Source organism: Thermodesulfovibrio sp. 1176, from assembly GCF_029946585.1.
Lineage (GTDB): Bacteria > Nitrospirota > Thermodesulfovibrionia > Thermodesulfovibrionales > Thermodesulfovibrionaceae > Thermodesulfovibrio.
This window is the reverse complement of record NZ_JARZRZ010000001.1, coordinates 495,212-509,699: the sequence shown is the minus strand read 5'-3', so window position 1 is coordinate 509,699 and position 14,488 is coordinate 495,212. Positions and strand designations below refer to the sequence as shown.

Sequence of the window (14,488 nt, the reverse complement as noted above, 5' to 3'; positions counted from 1 at the left end):
CTATTTCCCCTTAGCCTTTTTCTTTTCTTCGGAGCCTGCATGCCCCTTAAATGTTCTTGTGGGAGCAAACTCTCCAAGTTTATGTCCTATCATATTCTCAGTTACATATACCGGTATGAACTTTCTTCCGTTGTGAACTGCAAAGGTTAATCCTATAAATTCAGGCACAATTGTGGATCTTCTTGACCATGTCTTTATAGGCTTTTTATCTCCTGTTTCTAATGCCTTCTTAACCTTTTCCATGAGTTTTTCATCAACAAAGGGACCCTTTTTTAATGACCTTGCCACCTTACTACCCCCTTACTTTCTGCGCTTTACAATAAATTTATCTGTTTTTTTATTTTTTCTTGTCTTAACACCTTCTGGTTTCCCCCAAGGAGAACATGCTGGTCTTCCACCAGAGGATTTACCTTCTCCACCACCTAATGGATGATCTATCGGATTCATTGCAACGCCCCTAACTGATGGTCTTCTTCCCATATGTCTCATTCTTCCAGCTTTTCCAATAACTACATTTTCATGGTCAAGATTGCTCACCTGTCCTATTGTGGCAAAACAATTAACATTTATCAATCTAACCTCTCCTGAGGGAAGTTTAACATGAGCATATTTTCCTTCCTTAGCCATAAGCTGAGCTGCTGTACCAGCACCTCTGACAAGCTTTCCTCCACCTCCAGGATAAAGTTCTATATTATGAATCATTGTTCCAAGAGGAATTTCCTTTAAAGGCAACGCATTTCCCACCTTAACATCAGCTCCTGATCCACTCATCAAAGTATCTCCAACTTGAAGCTTGTCAGGAGCAAGTATGTATCTGTATTCTCCATCCAGATATTTCAATAAGGCTATTCTTGCTGTTCTATTAGGATCGTATTCAATACTTACAACTTTTGCAGGAATCCCAATTTTATCTCTTTTAAAATCAATAATTCTGTAAAGTTTTCTATTTCCTCCACCCTTTAACCATGAAGTCACTCTACCAAGATTATTTCTACCCTTACGCTTTTTTATACAAACTGTAAGAGGTTTGTAGGGTTCTTCCCTTGTAATTTCACTAAAATCAGGATATGTTACAAATCTTCTACCTGCTGATGTTGGTTTACACCTTTTTATTCCCATTTAGACACCCTCTATTAGATCTAATTTTTCCCCTGGTTTCAGGGTAATTATTGCTTTTTTAACTTTTGGTGTTTTTCTAAAATGAAGCCCCACTCTTTTAATCTTTGGCTTTATATTTATAATTGCTACATCATCAACCTTAACCTTAAAACATTCTTCAAAGGCTTTTTTGATTTGTACTTTATTAGCCTTTGGATGAACCTCAACCACTATCTTGTTTTCCTTTTCTTTCAGACTCATTGCCTTTTCAGTAAAAAGTGGTCTTTTTATTATTTCAAAAATATCCATCAGGAGTTTACCCCCTTAACAGTTAAAAATTTATCAAGTCCTGAAACAGTAAAAACTATTTCATCAAATAAAGATACATGATAGGCATTTAAATCTTCTGCTCTAATGACTCCCACATAAGGAATGTTTCTTGCAGAAAGTAAGATATTTTCGTCTTTTACAGGTAAAACAAAAAGAACCGACTTATCATTGAGTTGCAAATTTTTCAAAATATTAACCATATCCTTTGTTTTTGGTCTTACAAGTTCTAAATTATCAAGAAGTATTATCTCATTATCTCTATATTTCATAGTAAGAGCTTTAAAAAGAGCGGTATCCTTCATCTGCTTTGGAAGCTTTATATAATAATCTCTTGGCTGAGGGCCAAACACAATCCCACCCTTTCTCCAAAGAGGAGAGCGAATGCTACCATGCCTTGCTCTTCCTGTATGCTTTTGTCTCCATGGCTTTCTTCCACCACCTGAAACCATAGCTCTTGTTTTTGTAGCATGCGTTCCCTGTCTTTGATTTGCCATATAGGCAACAACCGCTGAATGTACAACAGATTCGTCTGCTTGATTATTAAAAACAATTTCAGGTAATTGTCTTCTACCAACGATATTATTATTTATATCTCTTATCTCTATATCTATCATCCCTCTACCTTCCATATTTCTAATATTCCGTTTTCACCTCCCGGAACAGCACCTTTTATTAAAAGTAAATTCTGTTCCGGTATAACATCAACAATAGTAAGATTTTTTACAGTAACCCTCTCATTCCCCATATGTCCAGCCATTCCCTTGCCTTTCCATACTCTTGATGGAAAAGAGCTTGCACCAATTGAACCAGGAGCTCTGTTAAACATAGAACCATGAGAATCTGGTCCACCTGCAAAATTATGTCTTTTCATAACACCCTGAAATCCTTTACCCTTTGAAATCCCAGATACATTAACAACTTCGCCCTTTGAGAATATTTCAACAGTAACCTTATCACCCACATTAAATCCTGTCATTTTAAATTCTCTAAGGATTCTGCAAGGCGGTATACCTGCTTTTTTAAAAATTCCGAGCACCGGTTTTGTTATATTTTTTTCCTTTTTAACCTCTTGAAAACCCAACTGAACAGCCTCATATCCATCTTTTTCTTTTGTTCGTACTTGTACAACCCAACATGGTCCTGCTTCAACTACTGTTACAGGAACGATTTTTCCATCTTCTGCAAAAATTTGTGTCATTCCAACTTTTCTACCTAAAATTCCTTTCATAGCTTTATCTCCACATCAACCCCTGCAGCAAGCTCTAACTTAGATAGAGCCTCTACTGTTTCGGGGGTGGGATCATGAATATCAATTAATCTTTTATGAATTCTTATTTCAAATTGTTCTCTTGACTTTTTATCCTGATTAGTTGACCTCAAAACTGTATACCTACTTATTTTTGTAGGCAAAGGAACAGGACCTGAAATCCTTGCTCCTGTTCTCTTAACTGTATCTACAATCTCTTTTACAGACTGATCGAGAACTCTGTTATCGTAAGCTTTTAATTTTATTCTTATTTTTTGGTCCATTTTACTCCAACACCTCTGTAACTACACCTGCTCCTACTGTCCTTCCACCTTCCCTTATAGCAAACCTTAATCCCTCTTCCATCGCTATCGGCGCTATCAACTCTACACTCAAATTCACATTGTCTCCAGGCATTACCATCTCTACCCCATCAGGTAACTTTATCACTCCTGTTACATCCGTTGTCCTAAAATAAAACTGTGGCCTATATCCATTGAAAAAAGGTGTATGCCTCCCACCTTCCTCCTTCGTCAATACATATACCTCTGCCTTAAACTTTGTATGCGGTGTTATACTCCCAGGCTTTGCTAATACCATCCCTCTCTCTACTTCATCCTTACCTATTCCCCTTAACAGCACTCCTATGTTGTCTCCTGCCCTTCCTTCATCCAGTATCTTCCTAAACATCTCTACTCCTGTTGCCACTGTCTTCCTCGTCTCCCTCAACCCCACTATCTCTACTTCATCTCCTACCTTTATTATTCCCCTCTCTACTCTCCCTGTTACTACCGTTCCCCTTCCAGATATGCTAAATACATCCTCTATAGGCATCAAAAATGGCTTGTCTATAGGCCTTTCTGGCTCAGGTATATAACTGTCTAATGCATCAAGTAATTCCTGTATCGACTTATACTCCTCTGCATTAGGATCATTACTGCTACTCTCCAATGCCTTCAATGCTGAACCCCTCACTACTGGTATCTCATCCCCAGGAAATCCATACTTGCTCAATAATTCCCTTACCTCAAGCTCTACTAAATCCAATAACTCAGGATCATCTACCATGTCAACCTTATTCATAAATACTACTATATATGGTACTCCTACCTGCCTGGCTAATAATATATGCTCCCTCGTCTGCGGCATCGGTCCATCATTGGCTGCAACTACCAATATAGCACCATCCATCTGCGCAGCACCTGTTATCATGTTCTTGATATAGTCCGCATGACCAGGACAGTCTACATGCGCATAATGACGCTTATCTGTCTCATACTCTACATGTGCTGTGTTTATCGTTATCCCTCTCGCCTTCTCCTCTGGTGCATTGTCTATTTGGTCATAACTCTTATACTGTGCCATTCCCTTTAAATTCAAATACTTCGTTATCGATGCTGTCAATGTGGTCTTTCCATGATCAATGTGCCCTATAGTACCTACATTTACATGGGGCTTCTTCCTCTCAAATTTTGCCTTTCCCATCTCTTCCTCCTTTAATTTCTCCTAAAACTTTTATTTAGCATTTCCCTTTATCTTAGCAATTATCTGCTCAGTGAGATTCTTAGGAACTTCATCATAATGAGAAAATTGCATTGTATATGTACCCCTACCCTGTGTCTTTGATCTCAAATCAGTGGCATATCCAAACATTTCTGCTAAAGGAACCATAGCCCTTATTACCTGTGCTTTACCTCTTTTTTCCATTGATTGAATTCTTCCACGCCTTGAATTTAAGTCTCCAATTACTTCACCCATATATTCTTCAGGAGTAACTACTTCAACATCCATAATAGGTTCAAGAAGAACTATATCTCCCTTTTTACAGGCATCTTTAAATGCCATAGAAGCAGCTATCTTAAAGGCAAGCTCTGAAGAGTCAACTTCATGATAAGAGCCATCAAAGAGAGTTACCCTTACATCTACAACTGGATAACCTGCAAGGACTCCTCCTTCCATAGCTTCAACAATACCCTTTTCAACAGCTGGAATAAATTCTTTTGGAATGGTGCCACCTACAATTTTATTTACAAATTCAAATCCTTTTCCTCTTTCTATAGGATCTATTTCAATCCAGACATGTCCATACTGACCACGTCCTCCTGTCTGCCTTATAAACTTACCCTCTGCCTTAGCTGGCACCTTAATAGTTTCTTTGTAAGCAACTTGTGGCTTTCCTACATTAGCGCCAACTCTGAATTCTCTTGTTAATCTATCTACAATAATTTCAAGATGTAGTTCTCCCATACCTGAAATAATAGTCTGGCCTGTTTCTTCATTATATGAAACCCTAAAAGAGGGATCTTCTTGAGAAATTTTCTGCAAAGCAAGAGATAATTTTTCTTGATCTGCCTTTGTTTTTGGTTCAATTGCAACTGAAATAACTGGCTCTGGAAACTCAATTGCTTCAAGAACAACAGGAGCACTTTCATCACAAATTGTATCTCCTGTAAGTGTATTTTTTAGCCCAACTACTGCTGCAATATCCCCAGCACAAATTTCTTTAATTTCCTCTCTATGATTAGCATGCATTCTAAAAATTCTTGCGACTCTCTCCTTTAAATTTCTCGTTGAATTATAAATATATGAACCAGAACTTAAAACTCCTGAGTAAACTCTAACATAAGTTAAACTACCCATGTAGGGGTCTGCCATTATTTTAAATGCCAAAGCAGTAAGTGGTTCATTAATATCTGGCTTTCTTTCGATTTCTGAACCATCCAAAGGATTAATTCCTTTAACTGGTGGAATATCAAGAGGAGAAGGTAAATAAAACACTATTGCATCAAGCAACATCTGAACACCCTTATTTTTAAATGCAGAACCGCACAGGACCGGAGTTATTTTCAATTCAACAGTGCCTTTTCTTAAAGCAGATCTTATTTCATCTGCTGATATAGGCTCTCCTGAAAGATACTTTTCCATAATATTGTCATCTATATCACATAAAGCCTCTAACATCTTATCTCTATATTTTTTTGCCAGTTCTAAATATTCTTGAGGTATTTCATCTTCAACGAATTTTGCACCTAAAGTTTCATCGTCAAAATAGTAAGCTTTCATCTCTACGAGGTCTATTGGTCCCCTGAATGTATCTTCCCTACCAATTGGAATCTGGACAGGAACAGGATTAGCTCCGAGCTTTTCAATCATACTTTCAACAGCCATATCAAAATCAGCACCAAGTTTATCCATCTTATTCATAAAAGCAATTCTTGGAACTTTATATTTATCTGCCTGCCTCCAAACAGTTTCACTCTGTGGCTCAACACCTGCTGAAGCATCAAAAACAGCTATAGCACCATCAAGAACTCTTAAAGATCTTTCAACTTCGATTGTAAAGTCAACATGACCCGGAGTATCTATAATATTAATTTTATGCCCTTTCCATTCACAGCTTGTAGCAGCTGCTGTAATCGTAATACCACGCTCTTGTTCTTGGGGCATCCAATCCATAACAGCAGTTCCCTCATGGACTTCACCAATTTTATAGGTAACTCCTGTATAGTATAATATTCGCTCGGTAGTTGTTGTTTTACCGGCATCAATATGAGCCATAATACCAATATTTCTTGTTTTTTCTAATGGGAATCTACTCATACACTCCTCTAAATTACCATCTATAGTGAGCAAATGCTCTGTTGGCTTCGGCCATTTTATGGGTTTCTTCTCTTTTCTTTATTGAAGAACCTACATTATTATATGCGTCTAAAATTTCTCCAGCTAATCTTTCTTTCATAGTTTTTTCTTTACGTTGTCTTGAGTAATTGACAAGCCACCGCAAAGCTAAGCTTAGCCTTCTGTTAGGTCTAACCTCCATCGGAACCTGATATGTTGCACCACCAACTCTACGTGGCCTTACTTCCAAAACTGGCTTAATGTTTTCAATTGCTTGCTTAAATACTTTCAATGGATCCTGTCCTGTTTTTTCCCTTATTATTTCAAAGGCACCATAGCAAATTTTCTCACTTGTTGATTTTTTACCATCCTGCATAATTACATTTATTAGCTTTGAAACAAGTTTACTTTGATATTTAGGGTCAGGTAAAACCTCTCTTTTGGGAACATAACCTCTTCTAGGCATTCTTTACTCTCCGTTTATTTTGGTCTTTTTGTTCCATATTTGGAACGGCTTTTTCTTCTATTATTAACACCTGCACAATCAAGAGTTCCTCTTACAATATGATACCTAACACCCGGCAAATCCTTTACTCTTCCACCTCTAACTAAAACAATTGAATGCTCCTGCAAATTATGTCCTTCTCCAGGAATATAGGCAATAACTTCTACTCCATTTGTTAATCTTACCTTTGCAACCTTTCTTAATGCAGAATTTGGCTTTTTCGGTGTGGTAGTATAAACCCTAACACAAACCCCTCTTCTCTGAGGACAAGACATCAATGCCGGAGATTTTGTTCTCTTTTCTACTTTTTCTCGCCCTTTTTTTACTAATTGTGTAATTGTTGGCACTTTTTCACCTCATTTAATAACTAAATATTTTTAACAAATCTTTAACATTCATCGTCAAGACTTTTTAGTTTATCAAAAAATTAAAAATATGTCAATGGAAAAAACATTAATTAAAGTATTAAATTTGTTTATCTCCATTCTGAGGAAATAAGAAAAATTTTTGAAAAGTCTCAGAATGAAGTCAAATTAGAATATAGACAAATTTAAATATAAATTTTATAAAAAAAGCAAGTAAGTTTTTTAATTTCCCTGCTTTTTGAATTTAAATACCTTAAAAACCAATGAGCCGTGGAGGATTCGAACCTCCGACCCGCTGATTAAGAGTCAGCTGCTCTACCAGCTGAGCTAACGGCCCATCAAAATTAGAATACAAAAAAATTTAATAAAAGGTCAACTTTTCTTGCTATTAGGTTAAAATGGATTTGGATATTTAACAATAAAAAATTTTTTGTTAAAATTTTTTATGGCATTGAATAGTCAAATACTCAATGAAATACTTGATGTGGCAGAGAAAAATTTCATTTGTCTTAGATGCGCAGAATGCTGTTATCGCTGGACTGTTCCCCTATCAAAAAATATAATTAAACCAGAAAATCATAAATGTCCCCATTTAGTTGACATTCACTTAAACGATAATAAATGGATTGAAGCTAAATGCACAATCTATAAGAATCGTCCAGAAGTTTGTCAGAAATTCAAAATAAGTTTTGCCACCATCTGCCCCATAGGACTGTGGAAATGGCTAAAAATAAAAGAGAAAGACCCTGAAAAATTTCTACCTGAGAGAGTTGAAAAATTTTTAGAAAAACTGAAAGAGACAGATTAATTCTGCCTCCTTCATTGAATACTTAAGCCTTTACTCCTTTGACTGCCTCAACAAGTTTATTGATTACACTATTTAAGTTTTCTACTTCCTGTACAACGGTATCAGTTGTATTTTTCACTTCCTGTGAAAGCTGACGTGAACGTTCTGCTGAACTGGCAACTTCATCACTTGCTGAAGACTGCTCCTCTGTTGCAGTTGCTATATGAGTTATTTGATCCTTAACTTTCTGTGCATGTTCTGCTATCTTATTTAAAGATTTCTTAACTTCGTTTAATGCTTTAAGGGCTTCAGCTACCTCATGAACAGTCATATCCATACTTTTAATACTTTCATGGGATTCAGCTTGAACTGCTGTAATTTTATTTGCTATTTCATCAGTTGCTTTAATTGTTCTTTCTGCAAGCTTACGAACTTCATCAGCAACTACTGCAAAACCTCTTCCTTGTTCTCCAGCACGAGCTGCTTCAATTGCTGCATTAAGTGCTAAAAGATTTGTCTGGTCTGCAATATCTTTAATTACTGTTACAATATCTCCGATTTCTTCTACTCTGCTGTTTAATGCATCTATGGTCTTTTTAAGTTCTACTGTTGAACGATTTGCAGACTGAACTACATTCATGGCAGAATCAGCAAGTAATTGTCCTTCATTAGATATCTTCATGCTTTCTGTTGCAAGATCAGAGGCAGTAGCTGCATTTTTTGCTATGTCAGTTATGGTCTGTGACATCTCCTCTGAAGCGGTTGCAATCTGATGTGCCTGCGATGCTTGCTCATTAGCCTTTAACTTAACTGTTTCAATGTTGCTTTCCAATGAACCAATAACAGCATTGACAGTTGTTACAGATTCTTTTATATCTTTAATAAGCTTTTGTGTAAATTCTTCAACCTTTATAACACTTCTTGCTATAAGTCCAATTTCATCTTTTCTGTTACGATAACCCTTGCCAAATCCAACACGACTGAAATCTCCCTTTGCAACCTCTTCAAGCTTTTGTGCCATATCAGGAACTGGTTTTAATGACCTTTGTGTTACAAAAAGAATAAGAAAGGAGACTACTATAGCACCAAGAATATTTACAAACAACATGAGATTCCGAACTCCTTCCACTTCACTTGTTATTTCCTCTAAATAACTACCTGATGCAATAATCCATTTCCATGCTGGATAATGGGTATATGCAACAACTTTTTCTCTTGCCCAGGTTTCATCTGGATTTTTCCAAGGATAATAGATAATACCTTCCTTCTTTTCTATAATTTCTTTAATAAATTCTCGTCCTTTTGCATCCTTTGAATCAATTATGTTTTTACCTTCTAATTTAGGGTGAACCAAAAGAGTCCCTTTATCATCAAGAACATACATGTAACCAGTCTGCCCAACCTTGATAGAACGAATATAATCTTTAAAATGTTTCATTGTTTTTGTTATGTCAAATCCAACAAAGTAAACACCAATAACATTTCCTGAACCATCCTTTACAGGAACATATTTTGTCATATAGTCTTTACCAAAAAGAGTAGCTTTACCAATGTATGTTTCTCCTTTAAGTAGTAACGGATATGCAGGATGTCCTCTGTCAAGAGTTGTTCCAACCGCACGAGAGCCATCTTCTTTTTTCAAAGATGTGGCAATTCTTAGAAAATCATCTCCCTTTTTCTCAAAAATAGTTGCAACAGAACCACCTGTCATTGAAGTAAATCTATCACATGTGTCATTGTCAGGGCTTATCCCTTTTACCATAGATTGAAAAATTTTCATAAATTGTTCAGCAGAATTTTTTGATGCCTCATCGAAAACTGCAATCTGTTCTTTAATTAATCCAACTTCTCTTTTGAGAGCCTCAATGTTGTAATCTTCAATTTTTGATTTTGTTTGAAGATAAATTACTAATGCAACTACTGAATAAACTACAAGAATCGATACAACCGCAAGCACAAAAATCCTTTTACTTAATGAAAAAGAACTCATTAAATTTTGAAGTTTGTTTAACATAAATCCCCTCCCTCTATTTTTCTTAAACATTAAAAAATCTTAAACACAAACTAAAGTATAACGCCTTTGACATAAAAAGCATATTTGAAGCTTTTACCCCTTATTTAAAATTTTAAAATTATAACACATATAATATTTTTGATGTGTAACTATTCCTCTTTTTCTGTCCTTATGAGGCACAATGTGTCAAAGAATCTCCTACTTTTCCTGTCATTCTGAAGGAGTGTAAGCAACTGAAAAATCTTCTAATTATTTTATGAGCCCCTTCACTGCGTTCAGGGCGACAATAAAAAGAAATAAGAAGGAGATCATTCGCTGTCGCTCAGAAAGGACCAATGACAGTTTACCCAGTCTGTCCTTCCATTCTCCTCTCCTCATAAAATTATACCCCATAACCATAATATACGATGACAGCCGTAGTAAGCAAACTTAAAACCATCCAAAATGCAAAGTATTTTACTGAGGCAAAGCAGAAAAGCACCCATCTCTCATAAAAAAACAGCCATTCCTCAATTAGCAATTTTAAGCATTTCATAAATTTTTTAAAAAAAATGTGATATAATTAAAAAGTTTTATACTACCAAATATGCCTAAAGAAAAAAAACAACAAAATTATTTTTGTGAACTTCCTTCAAAGGAAGAAATAAAAAAAAGCAAAATATTGAGATTTAAGAATGGAGTTTGGCAGGAAATAAATAGTATTCCCTACAAAAACAAAAAAGGAAACTGGATTTCCATTAAAAGATTTCCTCTTATAAAATCAGAATCCATTAAGTTCGAATTAAGATACTTTGAAATTTCAACAGGTGGATGCTCTTCCCTTGAGTATCATCAGCATGCTCATGTTGTCATATGCTTAAAAGGCAAAGGAAAGGTTAGGCTCGGGGATAAAAATCATGTTCTAAAATATCTTGATATACTCTATATAGCACCTAATGAAATTCATCAGTTATATAATCCTTTTAAAGAACCTTTTGGGTTTCTGTGTATTGTAGATTCTGAAAGGGATGAACCTGTAGAAATCAAAGAATAGCATTCTTGTAAGATTTAATAAAGTTTTTCATTTCTCTTATAAACTGTTCAATATCAGATAAATTTTCCCTTATAATTGTGTATAACTCCTCGTCGCTAACATCATGATAAAAATGAACAAGCCTGTTTCTGTATCCAGCCATTAAAATCAGTTTTTCAGCGCAGGGCTTAGATATAACCCCATGTTCTCCAAGTTTTTTCGCAATCTCCTTATATTCCACAACTCCTTTACCAGCGATTTTAGCAAGAATATGTCTCCCTATATCAAAAACCGACTCTAAGGCTCTTCTTAAATAACTTTCCGCAATTGCAGGTTTATCATTAGTTAAAAATTCTTCTCTTTCAAGTTTTGACAGTTCTATCAATTTTTGATGAGCTTTCAAAATAAAACCAAGCCTGTCCTCAATCAGCTTTATATTCAAATTTGAAATAACCATTTTCTATTGCCTCAAAAAAATCTTTTTCATTAAGTTTAAATATTTCTAATTCATCAGAGGCAAATCTCATCACTTTTTCTTCGTATTCTTCCATGAAAGATTCATCTTCACAGTAAATACAATGACCTTTTATTGCCTCAAGCTGGAACAAATGATCAACCTCATGCATAAAGACAAGATCAGCTTTATAAGGAGAGACAATATCCTGCAATTCTAAACTTAAAAGAGCATAAGTTTTTAAGGGATTCTCTGGTAAACTTTTAAAAACAACTGCAAAATCTATATCAGCCTCAGTATCTTCAATATTTACTTTTTCTCCCCTTATCAATAATAAAGCATTATCCTTTTGAGAACCAAAGACATAACAAATTGAAACCCCATATTTTTTAAAAATTTCATCAAGCATTTTTGCCACAGCATTTTTTATATTTTCTACCACTTCCACAGGGGCATGGATCATTACGACCTAATTTTTTAGGTTTTTCAACTGTCCGAGGGCTATCTCCATCACTTCTTTGAATTCTATGGGCTTTTGCAACTTTCACCTGAGATTCTTCCTTTACTTGAATCTTAAAGAGCCTTGTAAGAATGTCTGAAATTATATTCCTTGACATTTCCTCAAAGAGTTCAAAGGCTTCCTTTTTATATTCAACAAGAGGGTCTTTCTGGGCATATCCTCGAAGTCCTATTCCTTCTTTAATATGATCAATTGCTAATAAATGGTCTTTCCATTTTGTATCAATGACATGTAAAAAAATCATCTTTTCCACATCTCGCATGAGAATGGTTCCAATTTTTGCTTCCTTTTGTTCATAGGCTTCTTTAAGTTTTTCAATGAGATACTGTTTTATTTCATCTTTCGATTTATTACTCAGGTCTACATCTACATCAAATCTTACATTTATCTGTTCCTTAAGTTTTTCTACTCCCTCATCTTCCTGAGATAGATAAAAATCAACTAACTCGTCAATCTCTATTTCAAGAAACTCAACAACTTTCTCCTTCAGGGAATTACTCTCTAATACTTCTTTACGGAATGAATAAATTTCCTTTCTTTGAGCATTCATTACATCGTCATATTTTAGAAGATGCTTTCTTATGTCAAAGTTATGGGCTTCAACTCTCCTTTGGGCATTTTCAATTGCCTTTGAAACCATTTTGTTTTCTATTGGTGTATCATCATCAATTTTCAAAAACTGCATAAGACTCTGAAGTCTCTCGCCACCAAAAATCCTCAGAAGTTCATCTTCAAGAGAAAGATAAAAGCGGGATGAACCTGGATCACCCTGTCGTCCTGCTCTACCCCTAAGTTGATTATCAATTCTTCGGGATTCATGCCTTTCAGTTCCAATTATGTGAAGACCTCCAAGGGAAACCACCTTTTCATGCTCTGCTTGACAAATTTCTTTGGCTTTTTTGAGAACTTCTCGAAACTCATCCTCTGTATAAGTTTTTCCATTTAGCATTTCTCTGGCTAAAAATTCTGGATTCCCACCAAGGACAATATCTGTTCCTCTACCTGCCATATTTGTTGCTATGGTAACTGCACCAATTCTTCCTGCCTGTGCAACAATTTCAGCTTCTTTATCGTGATATTTAGCATTTAATACATTATGGGGAATGCCTTTTTTCTTAAGCATTCTGCTTATTAATTCTGATTTCTCAATGGATGTTGTTCCAACTAAAACAGGACGGCCAATTTTATAACATTCTTCAATTTCTCTGACAACAGCTTCATATTTGGCTTTTTCAGTTTTGTAAACAGCATCAGGATAATCAATCCTGATCATAGGCTTATTAGTAGGAATTACAACAACTTCAAGATTATATATCTCTGCAAATTCAGCTGCTTCTGTATCTGCTGTTCCTGTCATTCCAGCAAGTTTCTTGTACATTCTGAAATAATTCTGGAAGGTTATTGTTGCAAGTGTTTGATTTTCTGCCTCTATTTTTAATCCTTCCTTTGCTTCTATTGCTTGATGGAGTCCATCAGACCAGCGTCTTCCTGGCAGAATTCTTCCAGTAAACTCATCAACTATAATGACTTTTCCATCTTTTACAACATAGTCAACATCCTTTTTAAAGAAATAATGAGCTCTGATAGCTTGATTAATGTGATGGACTATCTGAATATTTGAAGGTTCATATAAATTATCTATTCCAAGAAGTTTTTCTGCTTTACGAGAACCCTGTTCTGTAAGCACTACAGTTTTAAGTTTTTCATCAAGTTTAAAATCTTCATCAGGTTTTAAATACTTGATAATCCTGTTTACAGCATAATAAATATCTGTTGATTCTTCAGAGGGTCCTGAAATAATAAGCGGTGTTCTTGCTTCATCTATTAGAATGCTGTCAACTTCATCAACAATTGCGTAATTAAGTTCTCTCTGACAGAGTTCATCTATGCTGTAACGCATATTGTCTCTAAGATAATCAAAGCCGAATTCATTATTTGTACCGTATGTTATATCTGCAAGATAGGCTTCCTTTTTACTACATGGACGAAGCCTGTCAAAACGTTTATCTTGTACTCTGTAGTTTAGATCATAAAGAAAGGAAGCATCAGGCTGAATTACGCCAACACTAAGCCCTAAAAAATTATATACAGGTCCCATCCATTGAACATCTCTTCTTGCAAGGTAATCATTTACTGTAACTACATGAACTCCCTTGCCTTCTAATGCATTCAAGTAAGCAGACAAAGTTGCAACAAGAGTTTTACCCTCTCCTGTTTTCATTTCAGCAATTTTACCTTCATGAAGTACTATTCCACCAATAAGCTGAACATCAAAATGTCGCATCCCGAGAGTTCTTTTTGCAACTTCTCTAACTGTTGCAAAAGCTTCCGTTAGGATATCATCAAGGGTTTCACCTTTTGTGAGTCTCTCTTTAAATTCGTCAGTCTTTGCTTTTAATGCTTCATCAGAGAGTTTTGAAATTTCAGGTTCAAAGGCATTGATTTCTTCAACAATTTTGAAATATCTTTTAAGCTCTCTTTCATTTTTTGTTCCAAAAATTTTCTCTAATATTTTTACCATATCTGTATGTTAAACCAC

At 35.4% G+C, this 14,488-nt stretch carries 16 protein-coding genes and 1 tRNA gene; 2 read left to right on the top strand and 15 right to left on the bottom strand.

Annotation, left to right across the window (positions count from 1 at the left end; genetic code table 11):
• The 11 genes from rpsS to QI155_RS02695 form a co-directional block, all read right to left on the bottom strand.
• Complete coding sequence (gene rpsS, locus QI155_RS02745) at positions 1–288, bottom strand: 30S ribosomal protein S19 (RefSeq protein ID WP_281321035.1); 288 nt, start codon at positions 286–288, stop codon at positions 1–3.
• A gap of 12 nt (positions 289–300) precedes the next feature.
• Positions 301–1,119, bottom strand: a complete 819-nt coding sequence (gene rplB / locus QI155_RS02740) for a 50S ribosomal protein L2 (RefSeq protein WP_281321034.1) — start codon at positions 1,117–1,119, stop codon at positions 301–303.
• Complete coding sequence (gene rplW, locus QI155_RS02735; RefSeq protein ID WP_068860941.1) at positions 1,120–1,407, bottom strand: 50S ribosomal protein L23; 288 nt, start codon at positions 1,405–1,407, stop codon at positions 1,120–1,122.
• Positions 1,407–2,042 (bottom strand): 50S ribosomal protein L4, encoded by a 636-nt coding sequence (rplD, locus tag QI155_RS02730; RefSeq protein ID WP_068860949.1) that lies wholly within the window; start codon positions 2,040–2,042, stop codon positions 1,407–1,409. The genes rplW and rplD overlap by 1 nt, the downstream gene beginning before the upstream one ends.
• Positions 2,039–2,656 (bottom strand): 50S ribosomal protein L3, encoded by a 618-nt coding sequence (gene rplC, locus QI155_RS02725; protein ID WP_068860943.1) that lies wholly within the window; start codon positions 2,654–2,656, stop codon positions 2,039–2,041. Before rplC ends, rplD begins: the two co-directional genes overlap by 4 nt.
• The gene (rpsJ, locus tag QI155_RS02720) at positions 2,653–2,958 is read right to left on the bottom strand and encodes a 30S ribosomal protein S10 (protein ID WP_281321033.1); all 306 of its coding nucleotides are present in this window, start codon (positions 2,956–2,958) and stop codon (positions 2,653–2,655) included. The genes rplC and rpsJ overlap by 4 nt, the downstream gene beginning before the upstream one ends.
• Position 2,959: 1 nt before the next feature.
• Positions 2,960–4,159 carry an elongation factor Tu gene (tuf, locus tag QI155_RS02715; RefSeq protein ID WP_281320973.1) on the bottom strand — a complete coding sequence of 400 codons (1,200 nt, stop codon included), beginning with the start codon at positions 4,157–4,159 and terminating at the stop codon, positions 2,960–2,962.
• 30 nt (positions 4,160–4,189) lie between these two features.
• Entirely contained in the window at positions 4,190–6,274 is a 2,085-nt protein-coding gene (gene fusA / locus QI155_RS02710) for an elongation factor G (protein ID WP_281321032.1), read from the bottom strand.
• A 13-nt stretch (positions 6,275–6,287) separates the two neighbouring features.
• Positions 6,288–6,758 (bottom strand): 30S ribosomal protein S7, encoded by a 471-nt coding sequence (rpsG, locus tag QI155_RS02705; protein WP_281321031.1) that lies wholly within the window; start codon positions 6,756–6,758, stop codon positions 6,288–6,290.
• 14 nt (positions 6,759–6,772) lie between these two features.
• Positions 6,773–7,144, bottom strand: a complete 372-nt coding sequence (gene rpsL / locus QI155_RS02700) for a 30S ribosomal protein S12 (RefSeq protein ID WP_281321030.1) — start codon at positions 7,142–7,144, stop codon at positions 6,773–6,775.
• A 282-nt stretch (positions 7,145–7,426) separates the two neighbouring features.
• Positions 7,427–7,499 (bottom strand) — tRNA-Lys (locus QI155_RS02695).
• A 108-nt stretch (positions 7,500–7,607) separates the two neighbouring features.
• Between QI155_RS02695 and QI155_RS02690 the strand changes: the two genes are divergently transcribed.
• A complete protein-coding gene (locus QI155_RS02690; protein ID WP_281321029.1) occupies positions 7,608–7,970 on the top strand; it encodes a hypothetical protein in 363 nt (120 codons plus the stop codon).
• Between the two features lie 22 nt (positions 7,971–7,992).
• On the opposite strand, the gene QI155_RS02685 is transcribed toward QI155_RS02690, so the two are convergent.
• The gene (locus QI155_RS02685; protein WP_281321028.1) at positions 7,993–9,963 is read right to left on the bottom strand and encodes a methyl-accepting chemotaxis protein; all 1,971 of its coding nucleotides are present in this window, start codon (positions 9,961–9,963) and stop codon (positions 7,993–7,995) included.
• A gap of 586 nt (positions 9,964–10,549) precedes the next feature.
• On the opposite strand from QI155_RS02685, the gene QI155_RS02680 reads away from it, so the two are divergent.
• Positions 10,550–10,996 (top strand): cupin domain-containing protein, encoded by a 447-nt coding sequence (locus QI155_RS02680; RefSeq protein ID WP_281321027.1) that lies wholly within the window; start codon positions 10,550–10,552, stop codon positions 10,994–10,996.
• Here the strand turns inward: QI155_RS02680 and QI155_RS02675 are convergent.
• The 3 genes from QI155_RS02675 to secA are packed head-to-tail and all read right to left on the bottom strand — an operon-like array spanning position 10,986 to position 14,470.
• Complete coding sequence (locus QI155_RS02675) at positions 10,986–11,432, bottom strand: DUF86 domain-containing protein (RefSeq protein ID WP_281321026.1); 447 nt, start codon at positions 11,430–11,432, stop codon at positions 10,986–10,988. The two genes, QI155_RS02680 and QI155_RS02675, sit on opposite strands and share 11 nt — an antisense overlap.
• Entirely contained in the window at positions 11,398–11,877 is a 480-nt protein-coding gene (locus QI155_RS02670) for a nucleotidyltransferase domain-containing protein (protein ID WP_254045494.1), read from the bottom strand. The genes QI155_RS02675 and QI155_RS02670 overlap by 35 nt, the downstream gene beginning before the upstream one ends.
• The gene (gene secA, locus QI155_RS02665) at positions 11,831–14,470 is read right to left on the bottom strand and encodes a preprotein translocase subunit SecA (protein WP_068861445.1); all 2,640 of its coding nucleotides are present in this window, start codon (positions 14,468–14,470) and stop codon (positions 11,831–11,833) included. Before secA ends, QI155_RS02670 begins: the two co-directional genes overlap by 47 nt.
• Positions 14,471–14,488 lie beyond the last annotated feature (18 nt).

What these genes read in the sequence shown, in the direction of transcription:
- rplB (WP_281321034.1), bottom strand. Translation starts at nt 1,119, where the DNA reads ATGGGAATAAAAAGGTGTAAACCAACATCAGCAGGTAGAAGATTTGTA.
- rplW (WP_068860941.1), bottom strand. Translation starts at nt 1,407, where the DNA reads ATGGATATTTTTGAAATAATAAAAAGACCACTTTTTACTGAAAAGGCA.
- rplD (WP_068860949.1), bottom strand. Translation starts at nt 2,042, where the DNA reads ATGATAGATATAGAGATAAGAGATATAAATAATAATATCGTTGGTAGA.
- rplC (WP_068860943.1), bottom strand. Translation starts at nt 2,656, where the DNA reads ATGAAAGGAATTTTAGGTAGAAAAGTTGGAATGACACAAATTTTTGCA.
- rpsJ (WP_281321033.1), bottom strand. Translation starts at nt 2,958, where the DNA reads ATGGACCAAAAAATAAGAATAAAATTAAAAGCTTACGATAACAGAGTT.
- tuf (WP_281320973.1), bottom strand. Translation starts at nt 4,159, where the DNA reads ATGGGAAAGGCAAAATTTGAGAGGAAGAAGCCCCATGTAAATGTAGGT.
- fusA (WP_281321032.1), bottom strand. Translation starts at nt 6,274, where the DNA reads ATGAGTAGATTCCCATTAGAAAAAACAAGAAATATTGGTATTATGGCT.
- rpsG (WP_281321031.1), bottom strand. Translation starts at nt 6,758, where the DNA reads ATGCCTAGAAGAGGTTATGTTCCCAAAAGAGAGGTTTTACCTGACCCT.
- QI155_RS02690 (WP_281321029.1), top strand. Translation starts at nt 7,608, where the DNA reads ATGGCATTGAATAGTCAAATACTCAATGAAATACTTGATGTGGCAGAG.
- QI155_RS02685 (WP_281321028.1), bottom strand. Translation starts at nt 9,963, where the DNA reads ATGTTAAACAAACTTCAAAATTTAATGAGTTCTTTTTCATTAAGTAAA.
- QI155_RS02680 (WP_281321027.1), top strand. Translation starts at nt 10,550, where the DNA reads ATGCCTAAAGAAAAAAAACAACAAAATTATTTTTGTGAACTTCCTTCA.
- QI155_RS02675 (WP_281321026.1), bottom strand. Translation starts at nt 11,432, where the DNA reads ATGGTTATTTCAAATTTGAATATAAAGCTGATTGAGGACAGGCTTGGT.
- secA (WP_068861445.1), bottom strand. Translation starts at nt 14,470, where the DNA reads ATGGTAAAAATATTAGAGAAAATTTTTGGAACAAAAAATGAAAGAGAG.